This is a genomic window from Herbaspirillum sp. NPDC101397 (genome assembly GCF_044767325.1).
GTDB lineage: Bacteria > Pseudomonadota > Gammaproteobacteria > Burkholderiales > Burkholderiaceae_D > Herbaspirillum.
Genome location: NZ_JBIWNS010000006.1, coordinates 142,504 through 157,602 on the forward strand (window position 1 = coordinate 142,504; position 15,099 = coordinate 157,602).

Annotated in this window: 15 protein-coding genes; 9 read left to right on the top strand and 6 right to left on the bottom strand. The window is 60.7% G+C overall.

The annotated features are described in order from the left end of the window. The first annotated feature begins 31 nt into the window (after nt 1-31). The 3 genes from ACIROW_RS15755 to dapF are packed head-to-tail and all read left to right on the top strand — an operon-like array spanning nt 32 to nt 2,666. Complete coding sequence (locus ACIROW_RS15755; protein WP_402277689.1) at nt 32-916, top strand: lysophospholipid acyltransferase family protein; 885 nt, start codon at nt 32-34, stop codon at nt 914-916. Next, nucleotides 913-1,791, top strand: a complete 879-nt coding sequence (locus tag ACIROW_RS15760) for a lipid A biosynthesis acyltransferase (protein ID WP_402277233.1) — start codon at nt 913-915, stop codon at nt 1,789-1,791. Before ACIROW_RS15755 ends, ACIROW_RS15760 begins: the two co-directional genes overlap by 4 nt. Nucleotides 1,792-1,814: 23 nt before the next feature. Then, nucleotides 1,815-2,666, top strand: a complete 852-nt coding sequence (gene dapF, locus ACIROW_RS15765; RefSeq protein WP_402277235.1) for a diaminopimelate epimerase — start codon at nt 1,815-1,817, stop codon at nt 2,664-2,666. Nucleotides 2,667-2,746: 80 nt separating this feature from the next. Here dapF and ACIROW_RS15770 read toward each other — a convergent pair whose 3' ends face one another. Beyond that, on the bottom strand, nt 2,747-4,339 hold the full coding sequence (locus ACIROW_RS15770; RefSeq protein ID WP_402277237.1) for a hypothetical protein: 1,593 nt from the start codon (nt 4,337-4,339) through the stop codon (nt 2,747-2,749). 369 nt (nt 4,340-4,708) lie between these two features. Between ACIROW_RS15770 and ACIROW_RS15775 the strand changes: the two genes are divergently transcribed. The 4 genes from ACIROW_RS15775 to ACIROW_RS15790 all read left to right on the top strand — a co-directional run bounded on the left by ACIROW_RS15775 (nt 4,709) and on the right by ACIROW_RS15790 (nt 8,537). Next, on the top strand, nt 4,709-5,929 hold the full coding sequence (locus ACIROW_RS15775) for a porin (protein ID WP_402277239.1): 1,221 nt from the start codon (nt 4,709-4,711) through the stop codon (nt 5,927-5,929). 234 nt (nt 5,930-6,163) lie between these two features. Continuing rightward, complete coding sequence (locus ACIROW_RS15780) at nt 6,164-6,832, top strand: DUF484 family protein (RefSeq protein WP_402277241.1); 669 nt, start codon at nt 6,164-6,166, stop codon at nt 6,830-6,832. A gap of 26 nt (nt 6,833-6,858) precedes the next feature. After that, on the top strand, nt 6,859-7,827 hold the full coding sequence (xerC, locus tag ACIROW_RS15785; protein WP_402277242.1) for a tyrosine recombinase XerC: 969 nt from the start codon (nt 6,859-6,861) through the stop codon (nt 7,825-7,827). A 128-nt stretch (nt 7,828-7,955) separates the two neighbouring features. Further along, nucleotides 7,956-8,537, top strand: a complete 582-nt coding sequence (locus tag ACIROW_RS15790) for a Fur family transcriptional regulator (protein WP_402277244.1) — start codon at nt 7,956-7,958, stop codon at nt 8,535-8,537. Nucleotides 8,538-8,567: 30 nt separating this feature from the next. Here the strand turns inward: ACIROW_RS15790 and ACIROW_RS15795 are convergent, their stop codons facing one another. Beyond that, nucleotides 8,568-9,296, bottom strand: coding sequence for a pyrimidine 5'-nucleotidase (locus ACIROW_RS15795; protein WP_402277246.1), 729 nt, complete (start codon nt 9,294-9,296; stop codon nt 8,568-8,570). A gap of 25 nt (nt 9,297-9,321) precedes the next feature. Here ACIROW_RS15795 and ACIROW_RS15800 point away from each other — a divergent pair, with 25 nt between their 5' ends. Further along, nucleotides 9,322-10,239, top strand: a complete 918-nt coding sequence (locus tag ACIROW_RS15800; RefSeq protein ID WP_402277248.1) for a TraB/GumN family protein — start codon at nt 9,322-9,324, stop codon at nt 10,237-10,239. 87 nt (nt 10,240-10,326) lie between these two features. Here ACIROW_RS15800 and argB read toward each other — a convergent pair whose 3' ends face one another. From argB to ACIROW_RS15820, 4 genes are all read right to left on the bottom strand, one after another. Then, nucleotides 10,327-11,226 carry an acetylglutamate kinase gene (argB, locus tag ACIROW_RS15805; protein ID WP_016834869.1) on the bottom strand — a complete coding sequence of 300 codons (900 nt, stop codon included), beginning with the start codon at nt 11,224-11,226 and terminating at the stop codon, nt 10,327-10,329. A gap of 148 nt (nt 11,227-11,374) precedes the next feature. Continuing rightward, nucleotides 11,375-12,169 carry a hypothetical protein gene (locus ACIROW_RS15810; RefSeq protein WP_402277250.1) on the bottom strand — a complete coding sequence of 265 codons (795 nt, stop codon included), beginning with the start codon at nt 12,167-12,169 and terminating at the stop codon, nt 11,375-11,377. Nucleotides 12,170-12,206: 37 nt separating this feature from the next. Next, a complete protein-coding gene (locus tag ACIROW_RS15815) occupies nt 12,207-12,968 on the bottom strand; it encodes a type III pantothenate kinase (RefSeq protein WP_402277252.1) in 762 nt (253 codons plus the stop codon). Between the two features lie 4 nt (nt 12,969-12,972). Next, complete coding sequence (locus tag ACIROW_RS15820) at nt 12,973-13,824, bottom strand: biotin--[acetyl-CoA-carboxylase] ligase (protein ID WP_402277254.1); 852 nt, start codon at nt 13,822-13,824, stop codon at nt 12,973-12,975. A 53-nt stretch (nt 13,825-13,877) separates the two neighbouring features. Between ACIROW_RS15820 and ACIROW_RS15825 the strand changes: the two genes are divergently transcribed. Next, nucleotides 13,878-15,083, top strand: coding sequence for a VanZ family protein (locus tag ACIROW_RS15825; RefSeq protein WP_402277256.1), 1,206 nt, complete (start codon nt 13,878-13,880; stop codon nt 15,081-15,083). Nucleotides 15,084-15,099: the final 16 nt, after the last annotated feature.

A 15,099-nucleotide genomic window follows, 5' to 3' on the forward strand; every position in this document is an offset into this window, starting at 1 on the left:
GCTTTCATGCTATTTTACGCGTCTTGCAAAAATTCGCAATTTCACAGCATTATTCACGGTAACGGCAAGTATGCTTTTTTCTTTATTCCGCCTGTTGTCATTTCTTCCGCTACCCTTGTTGCACCTCATCGGGATCGCGATGGGATGGCTTGTTTACCTGGCATCGCCTTCCTATCGGAAGCGCCTCAAAAGCAACCTGACGCGTGCCGGCCATGGACAGCATTTGTTGTCCGCTGTCAACGAAGCGGGCAAGGGCATCTTCGAATTGCCGTTCATCTGGTGTGCCGACCCCAAGCGCGTCTTGCGCACCGCCCGCATCGAAAATTGGGACCTGGCCCAACAGGCGCTGGACGCAAAAACCGGCGTGGTGTTCCTGACCCCTCATCTCGGCTGCTTCGAAATCATCGCCCAGGCCATTGCTGAGAAAACCTCGCTGACCGCGCTCTATCGTCCGCCGCGCAAGGCCGCGCTGAAGCCCCTGATTGAAGGCGCGCGCTCACGTCCCAACCTCCATCTGGCGCCAGCCAATCTGTCGGGCGTTCGTGTTTTGCTCAAGGCGCTCAAGAAGGGACTAGCGATCGGCCTCCTGCCGGACCAGGTGCCGCAGCACGGCGAAGGCGTCTGGGCCGACTTCTTCGGCAAACCGGCATACACCATGACGCTGTCGGCCAAGATGCACCAGATGAGCGGCGCGCCGATCATCCTGTCCTATGCCGAGCGCCTGTCATGGGGACGTGGCTTCGTCATCCGCTTCGTGGCGTTTGAAGAGACCTTGGGCGAAACGCCTGAACAACAGGCGCGCGCGATCAACGCGGCAATGGAAAAACTGATCGCACGCTGTCCGGCACAATATATCTGGAGCTACAACCGCTACAAGACGCCGCCCGGCGTGACCGCTCCCGGAGCGCAATCGTGAGGGCGCTGATTGCGTTGATGTGGCTGCTGCACTGGTTGCCGTTGCCCATCCTCGGCCGTCTTGGAGAAGCACTCGGTTCGCTGCTGTTCATTATCATGAAGCCGCGCCGACACATCACACTGACCAATCTCCGCCTGTGCTTCCCCGAGAAAACAGAAGCCGAACAAGAGACTCTTGCCCGTCAACACTTCCAGGCATACGCACGCAGCGCGCTGGAACGCGGCATCCTTTGGTGGGCTTCGGAGGCACGCCTGAAACGGTTGATCCAGGTCGAACCGAGGGTACCGGTGGAGGTCATCAAATCCGGCCCGACCATCCTGCTTTGCCCGCATTTCGTTTGCCTGGAGATCCCCGGTATTGCATTGGTGCTCAATTCCGACCTGTCGATTTGCACCATTTACTCCAAACAACAAAATGAAGTCGTCGACCAGGCGCTGCTCAAAGGTCGCTCGCGCTTTCGCCCGGTAACCCTTCTGTCCCGCGAAAAAGGCGTCAAGCCCATCATCCGCGCCATGCGCGACGGCTTGCCGTTCATCATGCTGCCGGATATGGACTTCGGCCTGCGCGATGCTGAATTCATCCCCTTCTTCGGCGTGCCTGCCGCAACGCTGACGGCCACCGCGCGCATTGCCGCGGCGACGCACGCCAACGTGGTGCCGATGATCACGACCTTCCTTCCCAATTACAAAGGCTGGAAAACCACGTTCTATCCCGCCTGGGAAAACTATCCCGGCGACGATATCGTCGAGGCGACCCGCCGCATGAATGCCTTTATCGAAGAGCGCGTGCGGGAGGCGCCGGCAGAATATTTTTGGGCGCACAAACGCTTTAAAACACACCCTCCGGGCACACCTAATGTATACGGCCACGATTAGTGCGGCCGTCTATAATTAATGCCATGAAAATCAAATTCACCAAAATGCACGGCGCCGGCAACGACTTCGTTGTCGTCGACGCCATTCACCAGGACATCGCGCTGACGCCTGCGCAATGGAAGTTCATTGCCGACCGGCGCTTCGGCATCGGTGCCGATCAGATGCTGGTGGTGGAAAAGACGGCGTCCGAGGGCATCGATTTTCGTTACCGCATCTATAACGCCGATGGCGGCGAAGTCGAACAGTGCGGCAACGGCGCGCGCGCATTTGCACGCTTCGTCAGCGACAAGGGCCTCACGACCAAGCGCGTTATCCGTGTGGAAACAATGTCCGGCGTCATCGAACCCACGCTGGAAGACGACGGTCGCGTCACCGTTGACATGGGAGCGCCCGTACTGGCCCCGGAACAGGTGCCGTTCGATCCATCGGGCCTTGGCAGCAAGACCGAAGGAGATGACACGCTATGGCCGCTCGACGTTGACGGCAAGACGACCTGGATTTCGGTGGTGTCGATGGGCAACCCTCACGCAGTACAGATCGTTGCCGATACTGAGGCGGCGCCGGTATTGACTGACGGCCCGCTGATCGAGCGCCATGCGCGCTTCCCCAGGCGCGTCAACGCCGGCTTCATGCAGGTGGTGGACCGCCACAACGTCAACCTGCGCGTGTTCGAACGCGGCGTCGGCGAAACCCTGGCGTGCGGCACCGGAGCATGTGCGGCCGTGGTCGCCGGCATCCGTCGCGGCCTGTTGGATACACCGGTGGCGGTGCAAACCCACGGCGGCGAACTGGTGATCGCCTGGGCGGGACCGGGCAAGCCAGTCATGATGACCGGGCCGGCGGTGTCGGTGTTCGAAGGCGAAATTGACATCTGAACATCGCAGACAAGGATGCACAAATAAAAAAAGAGATGGCTTCGGCCATCTCTTTTTATTTTGCCTGGCGGGAATCCGACCTAAGACTCTTCAGCCAGGTCACCCTCTTCTTCCTGCTCATCGTCATCCAGCGGCAACGCGGTCTTCAGCCGGTACAACCGCTGCCGGTAGTTGCCTTCCGGACCGCTCAGGCTGCAATCGACGTCCTCGAACAGGCGGCCGATGCGATTAAGCACCTGCCGCTCGTCGCCGGTCTCTATTAATATCAGGCGCCGCTTGCTACGTGCATAGTAGTCGCGGATGTCCACCACCAGGCAATGGCCGCAGTCAGCCTGTTTCAGATCGATCAACAAGGCTTCGGGCCGGGTCAGTCCGAACAGGATCGCCAGCTCCAGCCGCGCCGCCAGGAACGGATAGGCGCTCAGGAAATCGCGCGTCATTTGGCTGCGGGCCTCCACAGCCCAGGCAGCAGCGGCCGGACGATCGGCAATCTTGGCCAGCAAGTCCCGCGCATCGGCATTGTCTTGCGCTGCCGCCTTTTGCAGCCAGTACACTGCGCGCACATCGTTGGCGGGATCTTCCCTGCGGTTGCGCCATGCGCTGCTGCCGCATTCCAGCTGCCCCAACACATGCCCCATTTCGGCTGCGCGCTCCAGGTAATGCTGCGCATCGGCAAGATTGCGCTGGGAAAACTCCGGCTTCAGATAAATACGCGACAAGGCATACCACGCTGCTGCGAGGCCCCGTTCGCCGGCCAGGGTCAACCAGCGAATCGCCTTCTTATAATTAGCAGAACCAAAACCGGGGAAGGCGCGCCCGCCATTCTCCTTCATGCGCGCAAAGAACAACCCCAGCGACAGCTGCGCCGACTTGTCGTCGGCATAGGCCGCCAGCTCCAGCATTAATTGCGCTTCGTCAGCATCAACCTCGTTGATTTCGGCAAGTACTTGCGCAAGCCGCGACAACAAGACGATGTTTCCCTCACCCAGATGCCGGGCCAGTCCTTCGGAGGGTGCGTTCAGCTGCGGCAAATCCGCACCGTATTGCGCCAGCAGGGAACGCGCCAGCGGCAAGGCGCGCCGAATGAAGTCCGCACGATCCAAGCGCAGCCAGGCGGCATCGGCCAGCGCCAGTTGCGCCTGACCGATGCCGGCGTCGGCAGCTTTCTGCGCCCATTGGGTTGCAGTGACCTGCTCTGCCGCGCGTTGTTCGCCGGTGGCGGTAGCGACGTCGGCCGGCTTTCGCCCGCCCTGTTGCTGCGACAGCAACCATTGCGCTTCAGCCGTACCGGCATTGGCCTCCGATTCCAGCGCCTTGACGGCCTTGCCCAGCATTGCCTGCGCCTCGGGTTGTGCCTGATGCGCCAGCACCAGCCGCGCGAAACTCAGCCCGGCCAGCTTGCGACCAGCCTCGAAAGCGCGCTCATACCAGAGCACATATTCAAGCGGCTTCGGCGCCTGCGCCACCACCTCATAGGGTATGTGCTCGCCAATCAGCGTCCAGGCATCCGGCACCCCCTGACGTGCCGCGCGGTCAAGCCAGTGCAGCGCCGTGGCGAAGCTTTGCGGCAATCCGTTGCCGCCGAATAAGTAGCGCCGGCCCAGCGCCAGTTGCGCCTCTGCCTGTCCGGCACGCGCCGCGCGAATAATTGCCAAATCTTCCCGACTCGCCATAAATCAATCCAAGCACTCTTTCGAAGGAAAAAATTATCCCCTATAAATCATGATATTTTTTTAATCCAATCTTTAAGAGATCAAATTGGAGCTTTAAAACAACAATTCAAGTCTTTAATACGTCATTTGTTATCACAAAAACAATCGAATCTCCGGAGGCCCTTGGGAACCCCGGAAAATCCTCATTGTGGGAGACTCACCTCGAAAGCGTTAGAAAAAAACAACAGTCGTGTAGGAGTTTCGGAATTTCAACCAAAACTTCGTCCGCCAAACGACCAATCTGAGGCCAGCGCTAATGAGAACCCTTAATGTCTCACCATCCGACTAGATGTACGGATCCTCAAGACTATTTTTATAGAAGGATGTCAAATGAAAAAATCTCTGCTTGCACTGGCCGTTCTCGGCGCGTTTGCAGGTGCTGCACAAGCACAAAGCTCCGTCACTATCTACGGTATCGTTGATACCGGCGTTACTTACACAAGCAAGGCTCAAACTCCAGCTGGCGGCACTAACACCGGTAGCAAGTTTGCAGTCAACTCCGGCGTTGTTCAAGGTTCGCGCATCGGCTTCAAGGGCGTTGAAGATCTGGGCGGCGGTCTGAGCGCAGTGTTCAACCTGGAAACTGGTTTCACCAACGACAACGGCGGCCTGCAAGGTTCTGACGCTGTTACCGGTTCGAACCTGTTCCGCCGTAAATCGGTTGTCGGTCTGGCCGGCGGCTTCGGTTCGGTTCTGGTCGGTCGTCAAACTGACTGGGCTGACACAATCAGCGCCTACACTGCGGTTGCAGATTTCGGTGGCGTTACCCAGAACTCCGGTTCGAACCTGAACCGTCTGCAAGGTGTTCGCACCAACAACTCGGTCAGCTACACCACCAACAACCTGGGTGGCTTCACTGGTAACCTGATGTACGGTTTCGGCGAAACAGCTGGCAAGACTTCGGCTGGTCAATCGTTCGGTCTGGGTGCCAAGTACGACAACGGCCCACTGGGTCTGGGTATCAACTACTACCAATCGAAGCAAGGTGCAACTCCTAGCGATACATCGTTGATCCAGGGTGTCGCTCCTACTGCTGCCGCTTCGGCTGCAGCAGTGACTGCCTACAACAATGCAACTGCACTGAACGCAGCTAATGCTGGTAACACAGCAGCTAAAGTCTTGAACGTTGTCGCCAGCTATCAGTTCGGTCCTGCACGCGTGTACGGTAACTACTCGCGCGTCAAGCAAGATCTGAACACTGCTGCAGTTACTGGTCTGTCGAACGCAACACGCCTGACTGCCGCTACTCTGGGCCTGTCGCAAAAGGCTGACATGTACGAAATCGGTACTGCTTACTCCCTGACTCCTTCGTTGAAGCTGCTGGGTAGCGTTCAGTACACTCGTGCAGACTTCGCTAACGTTGACGGCAAGGGCAAGCTGACCCAAATCAACTTGGGTACTGACTACTGGCTGTCGAAGCGTACTGACCTGTACGCATTCGTGTCGAATCTGCGTGCTAAAGACATGAAGAACCCAGGCGTGGTTGGTGACACAACTGGTAACGACGCTAGCCAAACAGCAGTTACTGTTGGTATCCGTCACAAGTTCTAATTTAAGTCTCTGAACCTCTGGCGTGCAAACGTCAGAATCAGAAACTTAGCTTGAACGATTCGGGCTTACATGAGCAATCATGTAAGCCCGTTTTTATTGGCGATGCCAAGCCTTCTCGGCCTGATTAAAAAGTTGTCAGCACTACCGATAGCGTAGATAATCTCGCGATATTGCGGTAATGCAATCCGGCGCGCCCGCGCGACTTTCCGGAACAACCAAACTCAAAAAACGCACATGACCTCCCACCTGGATTCCGATTCGATCGCCGACTATCTGCTCGACCACCCTCACTTCTTCGAGGAACACGCCGAATTGCTTGGCCGGATCAAGCTGACCAGCCCTTTGCTCGGTCGGGCCATCTCCTTGCAGGAGCGCCAGATGGAAATCCTGCGTGAAAAGATCAAGGTGCAGGAATTGCACATGGCCGACCTGATGCGCATCGCCCAGGAAAACGACGAGATCACCGGAAAATTCCAGGCCTGGACACGCGCCCTGCTGCTGGCGCGCAATGACGGCGACCTGCCGCAGGCGCTGACCCGCAACCTGCAGGAAATCTTCAACGTCCCGCAGGTCACCTTGCGCCTGTGGAACGTCACCGAAAGCCGCAACGACAACTGGTACACCGCGACCGTATCGGAAGATGCGCGCATTTTTGCCAATGGCCTGACGACGCCGTTCTGCGGCGCCAACAACGATTTCGAAGCCGCCAGCTGGCTGGAAGATGCAGCTTCCGTGAAGTCGCTGGCGATGCTGCCGCTACGCGTCGGCGCCGCGCCGGAAGCCTTTGGTTTGCTGGTGCTTGGCTCGCCCGACCCCAGCCGCTTCAGCGCCGACATGGCCACTGATTTCCTCAGCCGCATCAGTGAAACCGCCAGCGCAGCGCTGGCCTGCCTGCTACACTGATTTATCCCGACTTCCCTCCCGACCGTGTGAGCGCCGACGCCAACCAAGCCGAAATCGACCGTTATCTCGACACCCTGCTGAGCCAGCGCATGCTGTCGCCGCATACGGTGAGCAATTACGGCCGCGACCTGGCCGAGTTATCCGAGCTGGCGCAAGCCGCCGGCGCGGAGTTGGATGCAGTTTCCCATTTCCAGATACGCAAGTTCGCCGCGCAATTGCACGGCCGCGGCCTCAATGCGCGCTCCATCGCGCGCAAACTGTCGGCCTGGCGCGGCTTCTACGACTGGCTGTCCGAACAGGGCCGGCTGAAATCGAATCCCGTCGACGGCGTCAAAGCGCCCAAGAAAGCCAAGCCGCTGCCCAAGGCGCTGGCCGCCGATGACGCCGTTCATCTGGTGTCGCAGCCCAATCCGCTCAAGGACGCCGCCGCACCTGCCCAGCTATGCAATCGCGCCATGTTCGAGTTGCTGTACTCCAGCGGCTTGCGGATTTCCGAACTGGTGGGTCTGGATGTGCAATATCGCCAGGAAGCCGGTTATGTATCGGCCGGATGGATTGATATGGACAGCAATGAAGTGACCGTCACCGGCAAAGGCAACAAGATGCGCAGCGTGCCGGTCGGCAAACCGGCCATGGAAGCGCTGAAAGCCTGGCTGACGGCACGCGAGACCGTCATCGCGGGGCATGCCGACGCCGAGCGGCGTGCGCTGTTCCTGAGCGAGCGCGGTGCGCGCATGTCGCCGCGGGTGGCGCAATTGCGGCTCAAGGCGCACGGCCAGGCGCTGGGTTTGGCCACCAACGTCCATCCGCACGTGTTGCGTCATTCCTTCGCCTCCCACGTCTTGCAAGGCTCGGGCGACCTGCGCGCGGTGCAGGAGATGCTGGGCCACGCCTCGATCACGGCGACTCAGGTCTACACCTCGCTCGATTTCCAGCGCCTGGCGCAAGTCTATGACGCCGCCCATCCGCGCGCCAAGAAGATTGCCGGTAAATAAGCCTTGCCTTGGGCCCTGACAAAGCCGCCATCGGCGAATTGCGGCATAATTCGGGTAGGTCTTTGACCGGGCGCCGCATCGGCGGGCCGCCCTCACACCAGCCGCACCAGTCACATTAGCGATATGCCATGAAATCCAAAGCCGACATCACCGCCAACGCTTTGCCCCACGACCCCGCCGCTGCGCAGGCTCTGGCCGAGCTGCAATTGCGCGACGCGTCGGTGCGCGTCACGCAGGCGCGCGTGAGCGTCATGGCGGCGCTGCTCAGCGCACGCAGCGCGGTGTCGCATCAGGATATCCAGGACAAGCTGGTCGACATGGATCGCGTCACGCTGTATCGCGCGCTCGATTGTCTGACCGAGGCCGGGCTGGCGCACAAGATCGCCAGCGACGACCGCATCTTCCGTTATAACGCCGGCACCGGCGCCGAACATCACGATCACGGCAGCCATGGCGGCCATCAACACGCACACGGCCATGCCCAGCATCAGCACGGCCATTTCAAATGCACGCGCTGCGCCCGGGTGTTTTGCCTGGATGGCAGCGGCGAAGCAGGCTTTCTTGAGAGTGTGCTGCCCTCATCGGGCAAGCGCCAGACCACCGCGGCGCAGTTGCAGACCGCCCTGCAAAAATCCCTCGGCAAAGGCTTTCGCAGTCATGAAATCGAACTGACCATCAAGGGTTGGTGCGCTGATTGCGCGGACGACTGAGTCCCGACTGAATAGACGGCTAATTCCCGCCTACGCGCCGGCCAGGCGACGCAGATGGCTGGTCAGCTGGCGTACCGAACGCACCTTCACATCGACATAAGACGGATGCATGGTCTGCATCCTGCGCACGCCGGCCGCTGAAAAATGCGGATTGCCGGCCAGGTATTGGGTAATCCACGCCGTACGCACACCCAGCTCTTTGGCCGACTTCAGATTGACCACGGTATCTTCCACCAGAATGCAACGATGCGCCGGGACACGTTCACGCGCGAGTAACTGTTGCAACATCTGCCGCGACGGTTTCGGTTTGAGCTTGCCGTGCACGCGCATCGATTCGATGGAGATGTGCTTGTCGAAATGGCGATGCAGGCCCAGATGTCGCACCACGTCGCGCGAGTAGCGCAACGGCGCATTGGTCAGCAGGATCTTGCGTCCCGGCAAGCGCTCCAGCAGATTCAGCAGGCCGCGCTCGGCGCGGATCATGCCAAACAGATCGGCGAAATCGTGCGCGTCGCGCAGGAAATCTTCCGGCCGCACGTGATGATGTTGCACCATTCCCAGCAAGGTTGCACCGTACAGGCGCCAATAGCGCTGCCGCATCGCGTTGACGGCGTCCTGATCGGCCGGCAATCCCTGCTCCCTGAGTACGCGCTCCATGAACGTATTCATGTTGGCGTTGATCGCCGGAAAAATCGCGTGCGACGCGTTGTGCAGCGTGTTGTCGAGATCGAAAAGCCAGAGCGGTGTAGTATTCGGCACGGTAAATAATGATGAAAGCGCAACGATGCGACGCCTGATTATAGTGACATTCAGCTGGCTGTTCTGCCTTTATCTGCCGCTGGCAAATGCAGCAGAAACCACGTCGGCACCTGCCCGCACGGAACACCGCGGCGCCTTGTTCAAGGTGCAGGACGCGCATCACACGCTGTATTTGTTCGGCACCATCCACGTCGGCGCCGCCAACTTCTATCCGCTTGAACCACGCGTGATGCAAGCGCTGGAACAGGCCCCGGCAATCGCCCTCGAAATCGATCCGAAGAAGACACCCGCCATGCAGGCGGCCGTGCTGCGCTACGGCTTCTATCCCGAAGGCCAGAGCTACCAGACCGACCTCAGCCCGCAACTGCAGCAGCAGGTGCAGGCCGCGCTGAAAAAATACAATGTCCCACCCGAGGCAGTCGTACGCTTTCGCCCCTGGATGATCGCCAGCCTGCTCACCGTGCAGGAGTTCGGCAGCAAAGGCTATCGCGCCGACCTCGCGGTCGACAGCCACCTGGCCGACTTCGTCGCCAAGCGCAACAAGCCCGTGATCGAACTGGAAGGCGCCGAAACCCAGCTGGCACTGTTCGGCGCGCTGAGCCGGCAACAGCAAAGCCTGCTGCTCGAAGACACTCTCAAGGAACTCGACGATCCCGACAGCGCGGTCCGTGTCGTGGAGCTGGCCGAATTCTGGCGCACGGCCAACCTGTCCGGCCTGCAAGGCCTGCTCGATGAGATGGCCGGCGACGGCAGCTTCGTCGGCCGCTTCACCAGGGAGGTCTTGCTGGACCAGCGCAACCCAGCCCTGGCAGAACGCATCGGTGGTCTGCTCAAGAGCCGCGACCGTATCTTCGCCGCCATCGGCATCCTGCATCTGGTCGGCCCGACGGGCGTGCCTGCCTTGCTGCAACAGCGCGGCTTCAAGGTCGAACGGATTTACTGAACGTCCTCATATACGTATATACGCTTCAATAAAAAAGGCGCCACCGATTTCCCGGGGCGCCTTTTTTGCGCAATACGCTAGCGATGTTCAGTGCGAGCGGATCATGGTGCCGAATGCCTGTTCGGTCAGCACTTCCAGCAACAGCGAATGTTCGATGCGGCCGTCGATGATGTGAACGGTATTCACGCCCGACTTGGCGGCGTCCAGCGCCGACGAAATCTTTGGCAGCATGCCGCCGGAAATGGTGCCGTCTTCGAACATTTCGTCGATCTCGCGCGCCGACAGATCGGTCAACAGATTGCCCTTCTTGTCTTGCACGCCGGCAATGTTGGTCATCATGATCAGCTTTTCCGCATGCAGGATCTCGGCGATCTTGCCGGCCACGACGTCGGCATTGATGTTATAGGCCTGGCCGTCGTCGCCGAAGCCGATCGGCGAAATGATAGGGATGAAGGCGTCATCCTGCAGCGCCTTGACCACCGCCGGGTTGATCGCCTCGATTTCACCGACGAAACCGATATCGAGGAATTGACCCGGGTTTTCCTTGTCCGGCATCTGCATCTTGCGCGCCCGGATCAGGCCACCATCCTTGCCGGTCAGGCCGACTGCCTGGCCGCCGTAGTGGTTGATCAGCATCACGATATCCTGCTGCACTTCGCCGCCCAGCACCCACTCCACCACTTCCATGGTTTCTTCATCGGTGATGCGCATACCCTGCACGAAGGTGCCTTGCTTGCCGATTTTCTTGAGTGCGTTGTCGATTTGCGGACCGCCGCCGTGCACCACCACCGGATTCATGCCGACCAGTTTCAACAGGATCACATCACGAGCGAAGCCGTGCTTGAGACGCTCTTCGGTCATCGCATTGCCGCCGTATTTGACGACGATGGTCTTGCCGTGGAACTTGCGGATATACGGCAACGCCTCGGCCAGGATTTCAGCCTTGATGATAGGGTCAACGTCGGTCAGGTCGGTCAAATCGGTCATGTGCAATTCCTGGGCAGGAGAGATATTCGGAATGTCCGCGATTTTACATGGAAAGCGCGTTTCGATTGCGGCGGAGTTGACGTTTTATCGCCCCTATGCAAAATCGGCCTGTGCCCGCCAAGCCGCACCGGCCATGCATGGGCGAGGCTCAACTCGGGCAGCTGCGCATTTCCTGATTGGGGAATTTGGCCTTGAGGCCGTCCAGCGCCGTCTTGCTTGCCGCATCGACATTGCGCCATTGATAAGCCTGCTTGTTCGACGTGACGTTGCGCGCCATGATGCGAGCGCTGCGCACCCCTTGCGGGATCAAGCGGCCGATGTAAGCCTTGGCGGCCTCTTCGGTCTTGAATACGCCCAGCGAAATGGCCCAGCGCAACGCCGGATTGGCTTGCGACTCCGGCATCACGTAGAAGTCCTGGATGCCGAGGCGGCGCAGTTCAGCGGCCTTGCGGTCGGCGCCGTCCTTGCCGTCCTGCGTGGGGATATAGACCATGTGGCTGGCGGCTTCCTGCACGCTGCGCGTGGTCGGCTTGACGGTCAGGTTGAGACTGCTCAGCTGGGCGTCGAACTTGCGCACCTCGACGGCGTTGAAATTGCCGATTTCGGTGCAGGCGACGACCGGAGCGGCAGCAACAGCAGGGACAGGATCAGCGGCGGGCGCCTTGACCTCCGGCGGTGTCGCATCCGGCTTGCCTTGTTTCGCGTCCTTGGCGGCATCGGCCGTCGTGACCGCGGCAACCGTACCTGCCGGCGCATCGGCCTTGGCCGGTGCCACCAGTTTTTCGCTGTTGGCCGGCAGGATGGTCAATGTTTCGGGATGTAGCTGCTGCGCCAGGCGCTTGGGCTCGTGGCGCTCGGAGGCGGTCGCGCCGAGATAGCCCCGCTGCATGGCGAACAGGGCCGTATTGCCGATCAACAGTAGCCAAAAAAACAATTTCAGCATGATGAACCGTCAGTTCGATTTATTGAAGTCATCGCCTTCATTCTGCGGCCGCTGCATGCAGGCCGATCAACACCAGATTATCGACTTTTTCGCAGGGCGTTGACAAATAAGGCGCCAACACAGGCCCGGCGCCGCCCGCCAGCACGCACAGGACTTCTTCATGGGCTTGCTGGTGCGCCGCGACGGCGCGCTCGATGGCGCCAGTCTGCGCTGAAATGCAGCCGGCGATGATGGCGTCCGTGGTGTTGTCGGCGAACGGCGTGGCGACTGCACTGATGCTTTGTATCTGTGGCAATTGCGCGGTATTGAGCGCCAGCGACGTCGCCATTACACCCAGCCCCGGCAAGATCATGCCACCCAGGAAATCGCCGTCCGGCGTGACTGCATCAACCGTGGTGGCGGTGCCGCAAGTAGCCACGATCAGCGCACGCTGCGGAAACAGCGCATGCGCGCCGATGGCCGAAGCGAAGCGGTCGCAGCCTAGCTGGCCGGGATTCTTGTAGCGATTGCGCACGCCCGCCAGTTGCGGCTGCGATGCGAACCAGTCGATGCGCAGGTCGCCTCCGAAGGCCGCCTGCAGCACCGCCTGCAAAGCCTCCCTGACGACCGGACCCGCGACGTTTGAAACCAGCACGCGTACCACCGGCAAACCCTGCCAGGCCTGTGTCAATGCAGCGACCTCACCGCGCGCCACTGCGCCGACGTGACGCCAGCTGCCCGCACCGGTAACGGAGAAAATTTGTTCCGCCGGAACACCCCATTTGATCAGCGTATTGCCAACATCAATCAGTAGCAACATGGCGCTACTCCTGCAAACGCAAGGACACGTCGCCGGCGGTGACTGCCACGCGCCCGTTCACGGTATCCATCAGGAAACAGCCCTGCTCGTCGACCCCGACGGCAACGCCCTCGTGCAGCACGCGGCCATCGTCGAGGATGCGCACGGTACGGCCGGCGTAGGCGTGCAAACGATTCCAGCGCGCCACGAAATACCTGAATCCGCGCGCATCGAAATCGGCCAGCGCATCCGACAAGGCGCTCAGCAAAATCGCCAACAGGCGCTCGCGATCTTGGGTCAATAGTTCAGACACGTCGGCCACGGCGCGGCCGATGCGTTGCTGCAGATCCGGCGGCATGGTCAGGTTGACGCCAATGCCGATGACGGTCCAGGTTCCGGTCGCGCCCGTGCCTTTGTCTTGCGCCGTCTCGATCAGGATGCCGGCCAGCTTGGCGCCGTCTCGCAGGACGTCGTTGGGCCATTTCAATTCGACATCAATACCGAAAATCCCGAGCGCCTCGGCCAGCGCAACGCCGACGGCCAGCGGCAATCCGATCAGCGCATGCAGCGGACGATTGAATCTCCACGCCAGCGAAAACGTCAGCGCCGACGTCTTGGTGGTCTGCCACGGCCGTCCCGCGCGCCCGCGCCCGGCGGTCTGCGACTCGGCCACCAGCAGCACCGGCGCCACCAGCCTGTCGCCATCGGCAGCGGTGACGCGCGCCAGCAGATCGGCATTGGTCGAGCCGGTTTCGGCAACCACTTCGACCGCGACGGTCTTGGCGTTATCGTTGCTGGAACTGGCGATCAATGCGGCGATGCGCTGGGCGGAAATCGTCGTGGCGAGTGAAGTTTCGGTGGCGTGCATGGCGCACATTGTAACGGTTGTCCAAGGTGCAAGCGAAGGAGAAATCGGTTACCCTCGCTGGCATGGACGCGCCTTACCGACCGCCACAATCGCCCGCACCAGCCGCCCCGCCTGCCCCTGCCTCCGCCTCCATCGCAACCGCAGTCGCCAGGCCGGCGGCTTCCTCCTTTGCACGCGTCAGTTTACTGATCTACACGCTGCTGATCGTGTATGCCAGCTGGTACCCGTTTTCGGGCTGGCGCGACATGGGATTGCTGCCCTACGATTACCTGTGGGCGCGGCTGCCGTATTACTGGACCGGTTTCGACCTCTGGACCAACGTGGTCGGCTACGCGCCGTTCGGTGCGCTGGTGGTGTATGCGCTGTATCCGCGCGTGCGCTCGCTGTGGGCGGTGCTGCTCAGCGCGCTGGCCGGCGTCGCGCTGTCGGCCGTCATGGAAGCAGTGCAGACTTACCTGCCCACGCGCATTCCCTCCAACCTCGACCTCATCACCAACAGTTGCGGCACCTTGCTGGGCGCGCTGATCGGCGCCTGGACCAGCCGCTACTTCCTGCGCCAGAGCCGCTTGCTGGAAGTGCGGCGCAGCTGGTTCTCGCGCGAAGCCAGCCGCGGCCTGGTGGTGGTCGGACTGTGGCCGCTGGCGCTGATCTATCCGCAGAACCATCTGTTCGGCCTTGGCCACGTGGTGCCACCGCTATCGAGCCTGCTGTCGGACCTGCTCGATACGCCGATCGACCTCGCCACCTGGTGGACCAACAGCGCCCAGCTCAGCGCCGAACAATACTGGCTGGCCGAAATCATCGTCACCGCCTGTGGCCTCACCGGCGCCGTGCTGACCATGCTCCTGCTGCTGCGCAAGGCGGCGCCGCGCAACATGCTGATGGCGGTCTACCTGCTCGGCGCGGTGTTCATCAAGTCGCTGTCCTGCGCGCTGTTTTTCGCGCCTGACAACGCCTTCGCCTGGTTCACGCCAGGCGCCGCCGGCGGCATGATCGTCGGCGGCCTGATGCTGGCCGGCCTGTCGTTCGCGCCATTGGTGGCGCAGCGGCGCATCGCCGGACTGGCGCTGATCTTCAGCCTGCTGGCGACCAATGCGGTGCCCGCCAATCCGTATTTCGTCTCGACGCTGCAGACCTGGGTGCAGGGAAAATTCCTCAATTTCGACGGCGCCGCGCAATTCCTCTCGGTGCTATGGCCTTTCCTGGCGCTGTGGTTCCTGTATCACCCGGTGCATCGCCGGGCCGGCGGCCCGGGCGCGCCTAAATGACGAGGTGTATCATGAC

What these genes read in the sequence shown, in the direction of transcription:
- dapF (WP_402277235.1), top strand. Translation starts at nt 1,815, where the DNA reads ATGAAAATCAAATTCACCAAAATGCACGGCGCCGGCAACGACTTCGTT.
- ACIROW_RS15770 (WP_402277237.1), bottom strand. Translation starts at nt 4,339, where the DNA reads ATGGCGAGTCGGGAAGATTTGGCAATTATTCGCGCGGCGCGTGCCGGA.
- ACIROW_RS15775 (WP_402277239.1), top strand. Translation starts at nt 4,709, where the DNA reads ATGAAAAAATCTCTGCTTGCACTGGCCGTTCTCGGCGCGTTTGCAGGT.
- ACIROW_RS15780 (WP_402277241.1), top strand. Translation starts at nt 6,164, where the DNA reads ATGACCTCCCACCTGGATTCCGATTCGATCGCCGACTATCTGCTCGAC.
- ACIROW_RS15790 (WP_402277244.1), top strand. Translation starts at nt 7,956, where the DNA reads ATGAAATCCAAAGCCGACATCACCGCCAACGCTTTGCCCCACGACCCC.
- ACIROW_RS15800 (WP_402277248.1), top strand. Translation starts at nt 9,322, where the DNA reads ATGCGACGCCTGATTATAGTGACATTCAGCTGGCTGTTCTGCCTTTAT.
- argB (WP_016834869.1), bottom strand. Translation starts at nt 11,226, where the DNA reads ATGACCGATTTGACCGACCTGACCGACGTTGACCCTATCATCAAGGCT.
- ACIROW_RS15810 (WP_402277250.1), bottom strand. Translation starts at nt 12,169, where the DNA reads ATGCTGAAATTGTTTTTTTGGCTACTGTTGATCGGCAATACGGCCCTG.
- ACIROW_RS15815 (WP_402277252.1), bottom strand. Translation starts at nt 12,968, where the DNA reads ATGTTGCTACTGATTGATGTTGGCAATACGCTGATCAAATGGGGTGTT.
- ACIROW_RS15820 (WP_402277254.1), bottom strand. Translation starts at nt 13,824, where the DNA reads ATGTGCGCCATGCACGCCACCGAAACTTCACTCGCCACGACGATTTCC.
- ACIROW_RS15825 (WP_402277256.1), top strand. Translation starts at nt 13,878, where the DNA reads ATGGACGCGCCTTACCGACCGCCACAATCGCCCGCACCAGCCGCCCCG.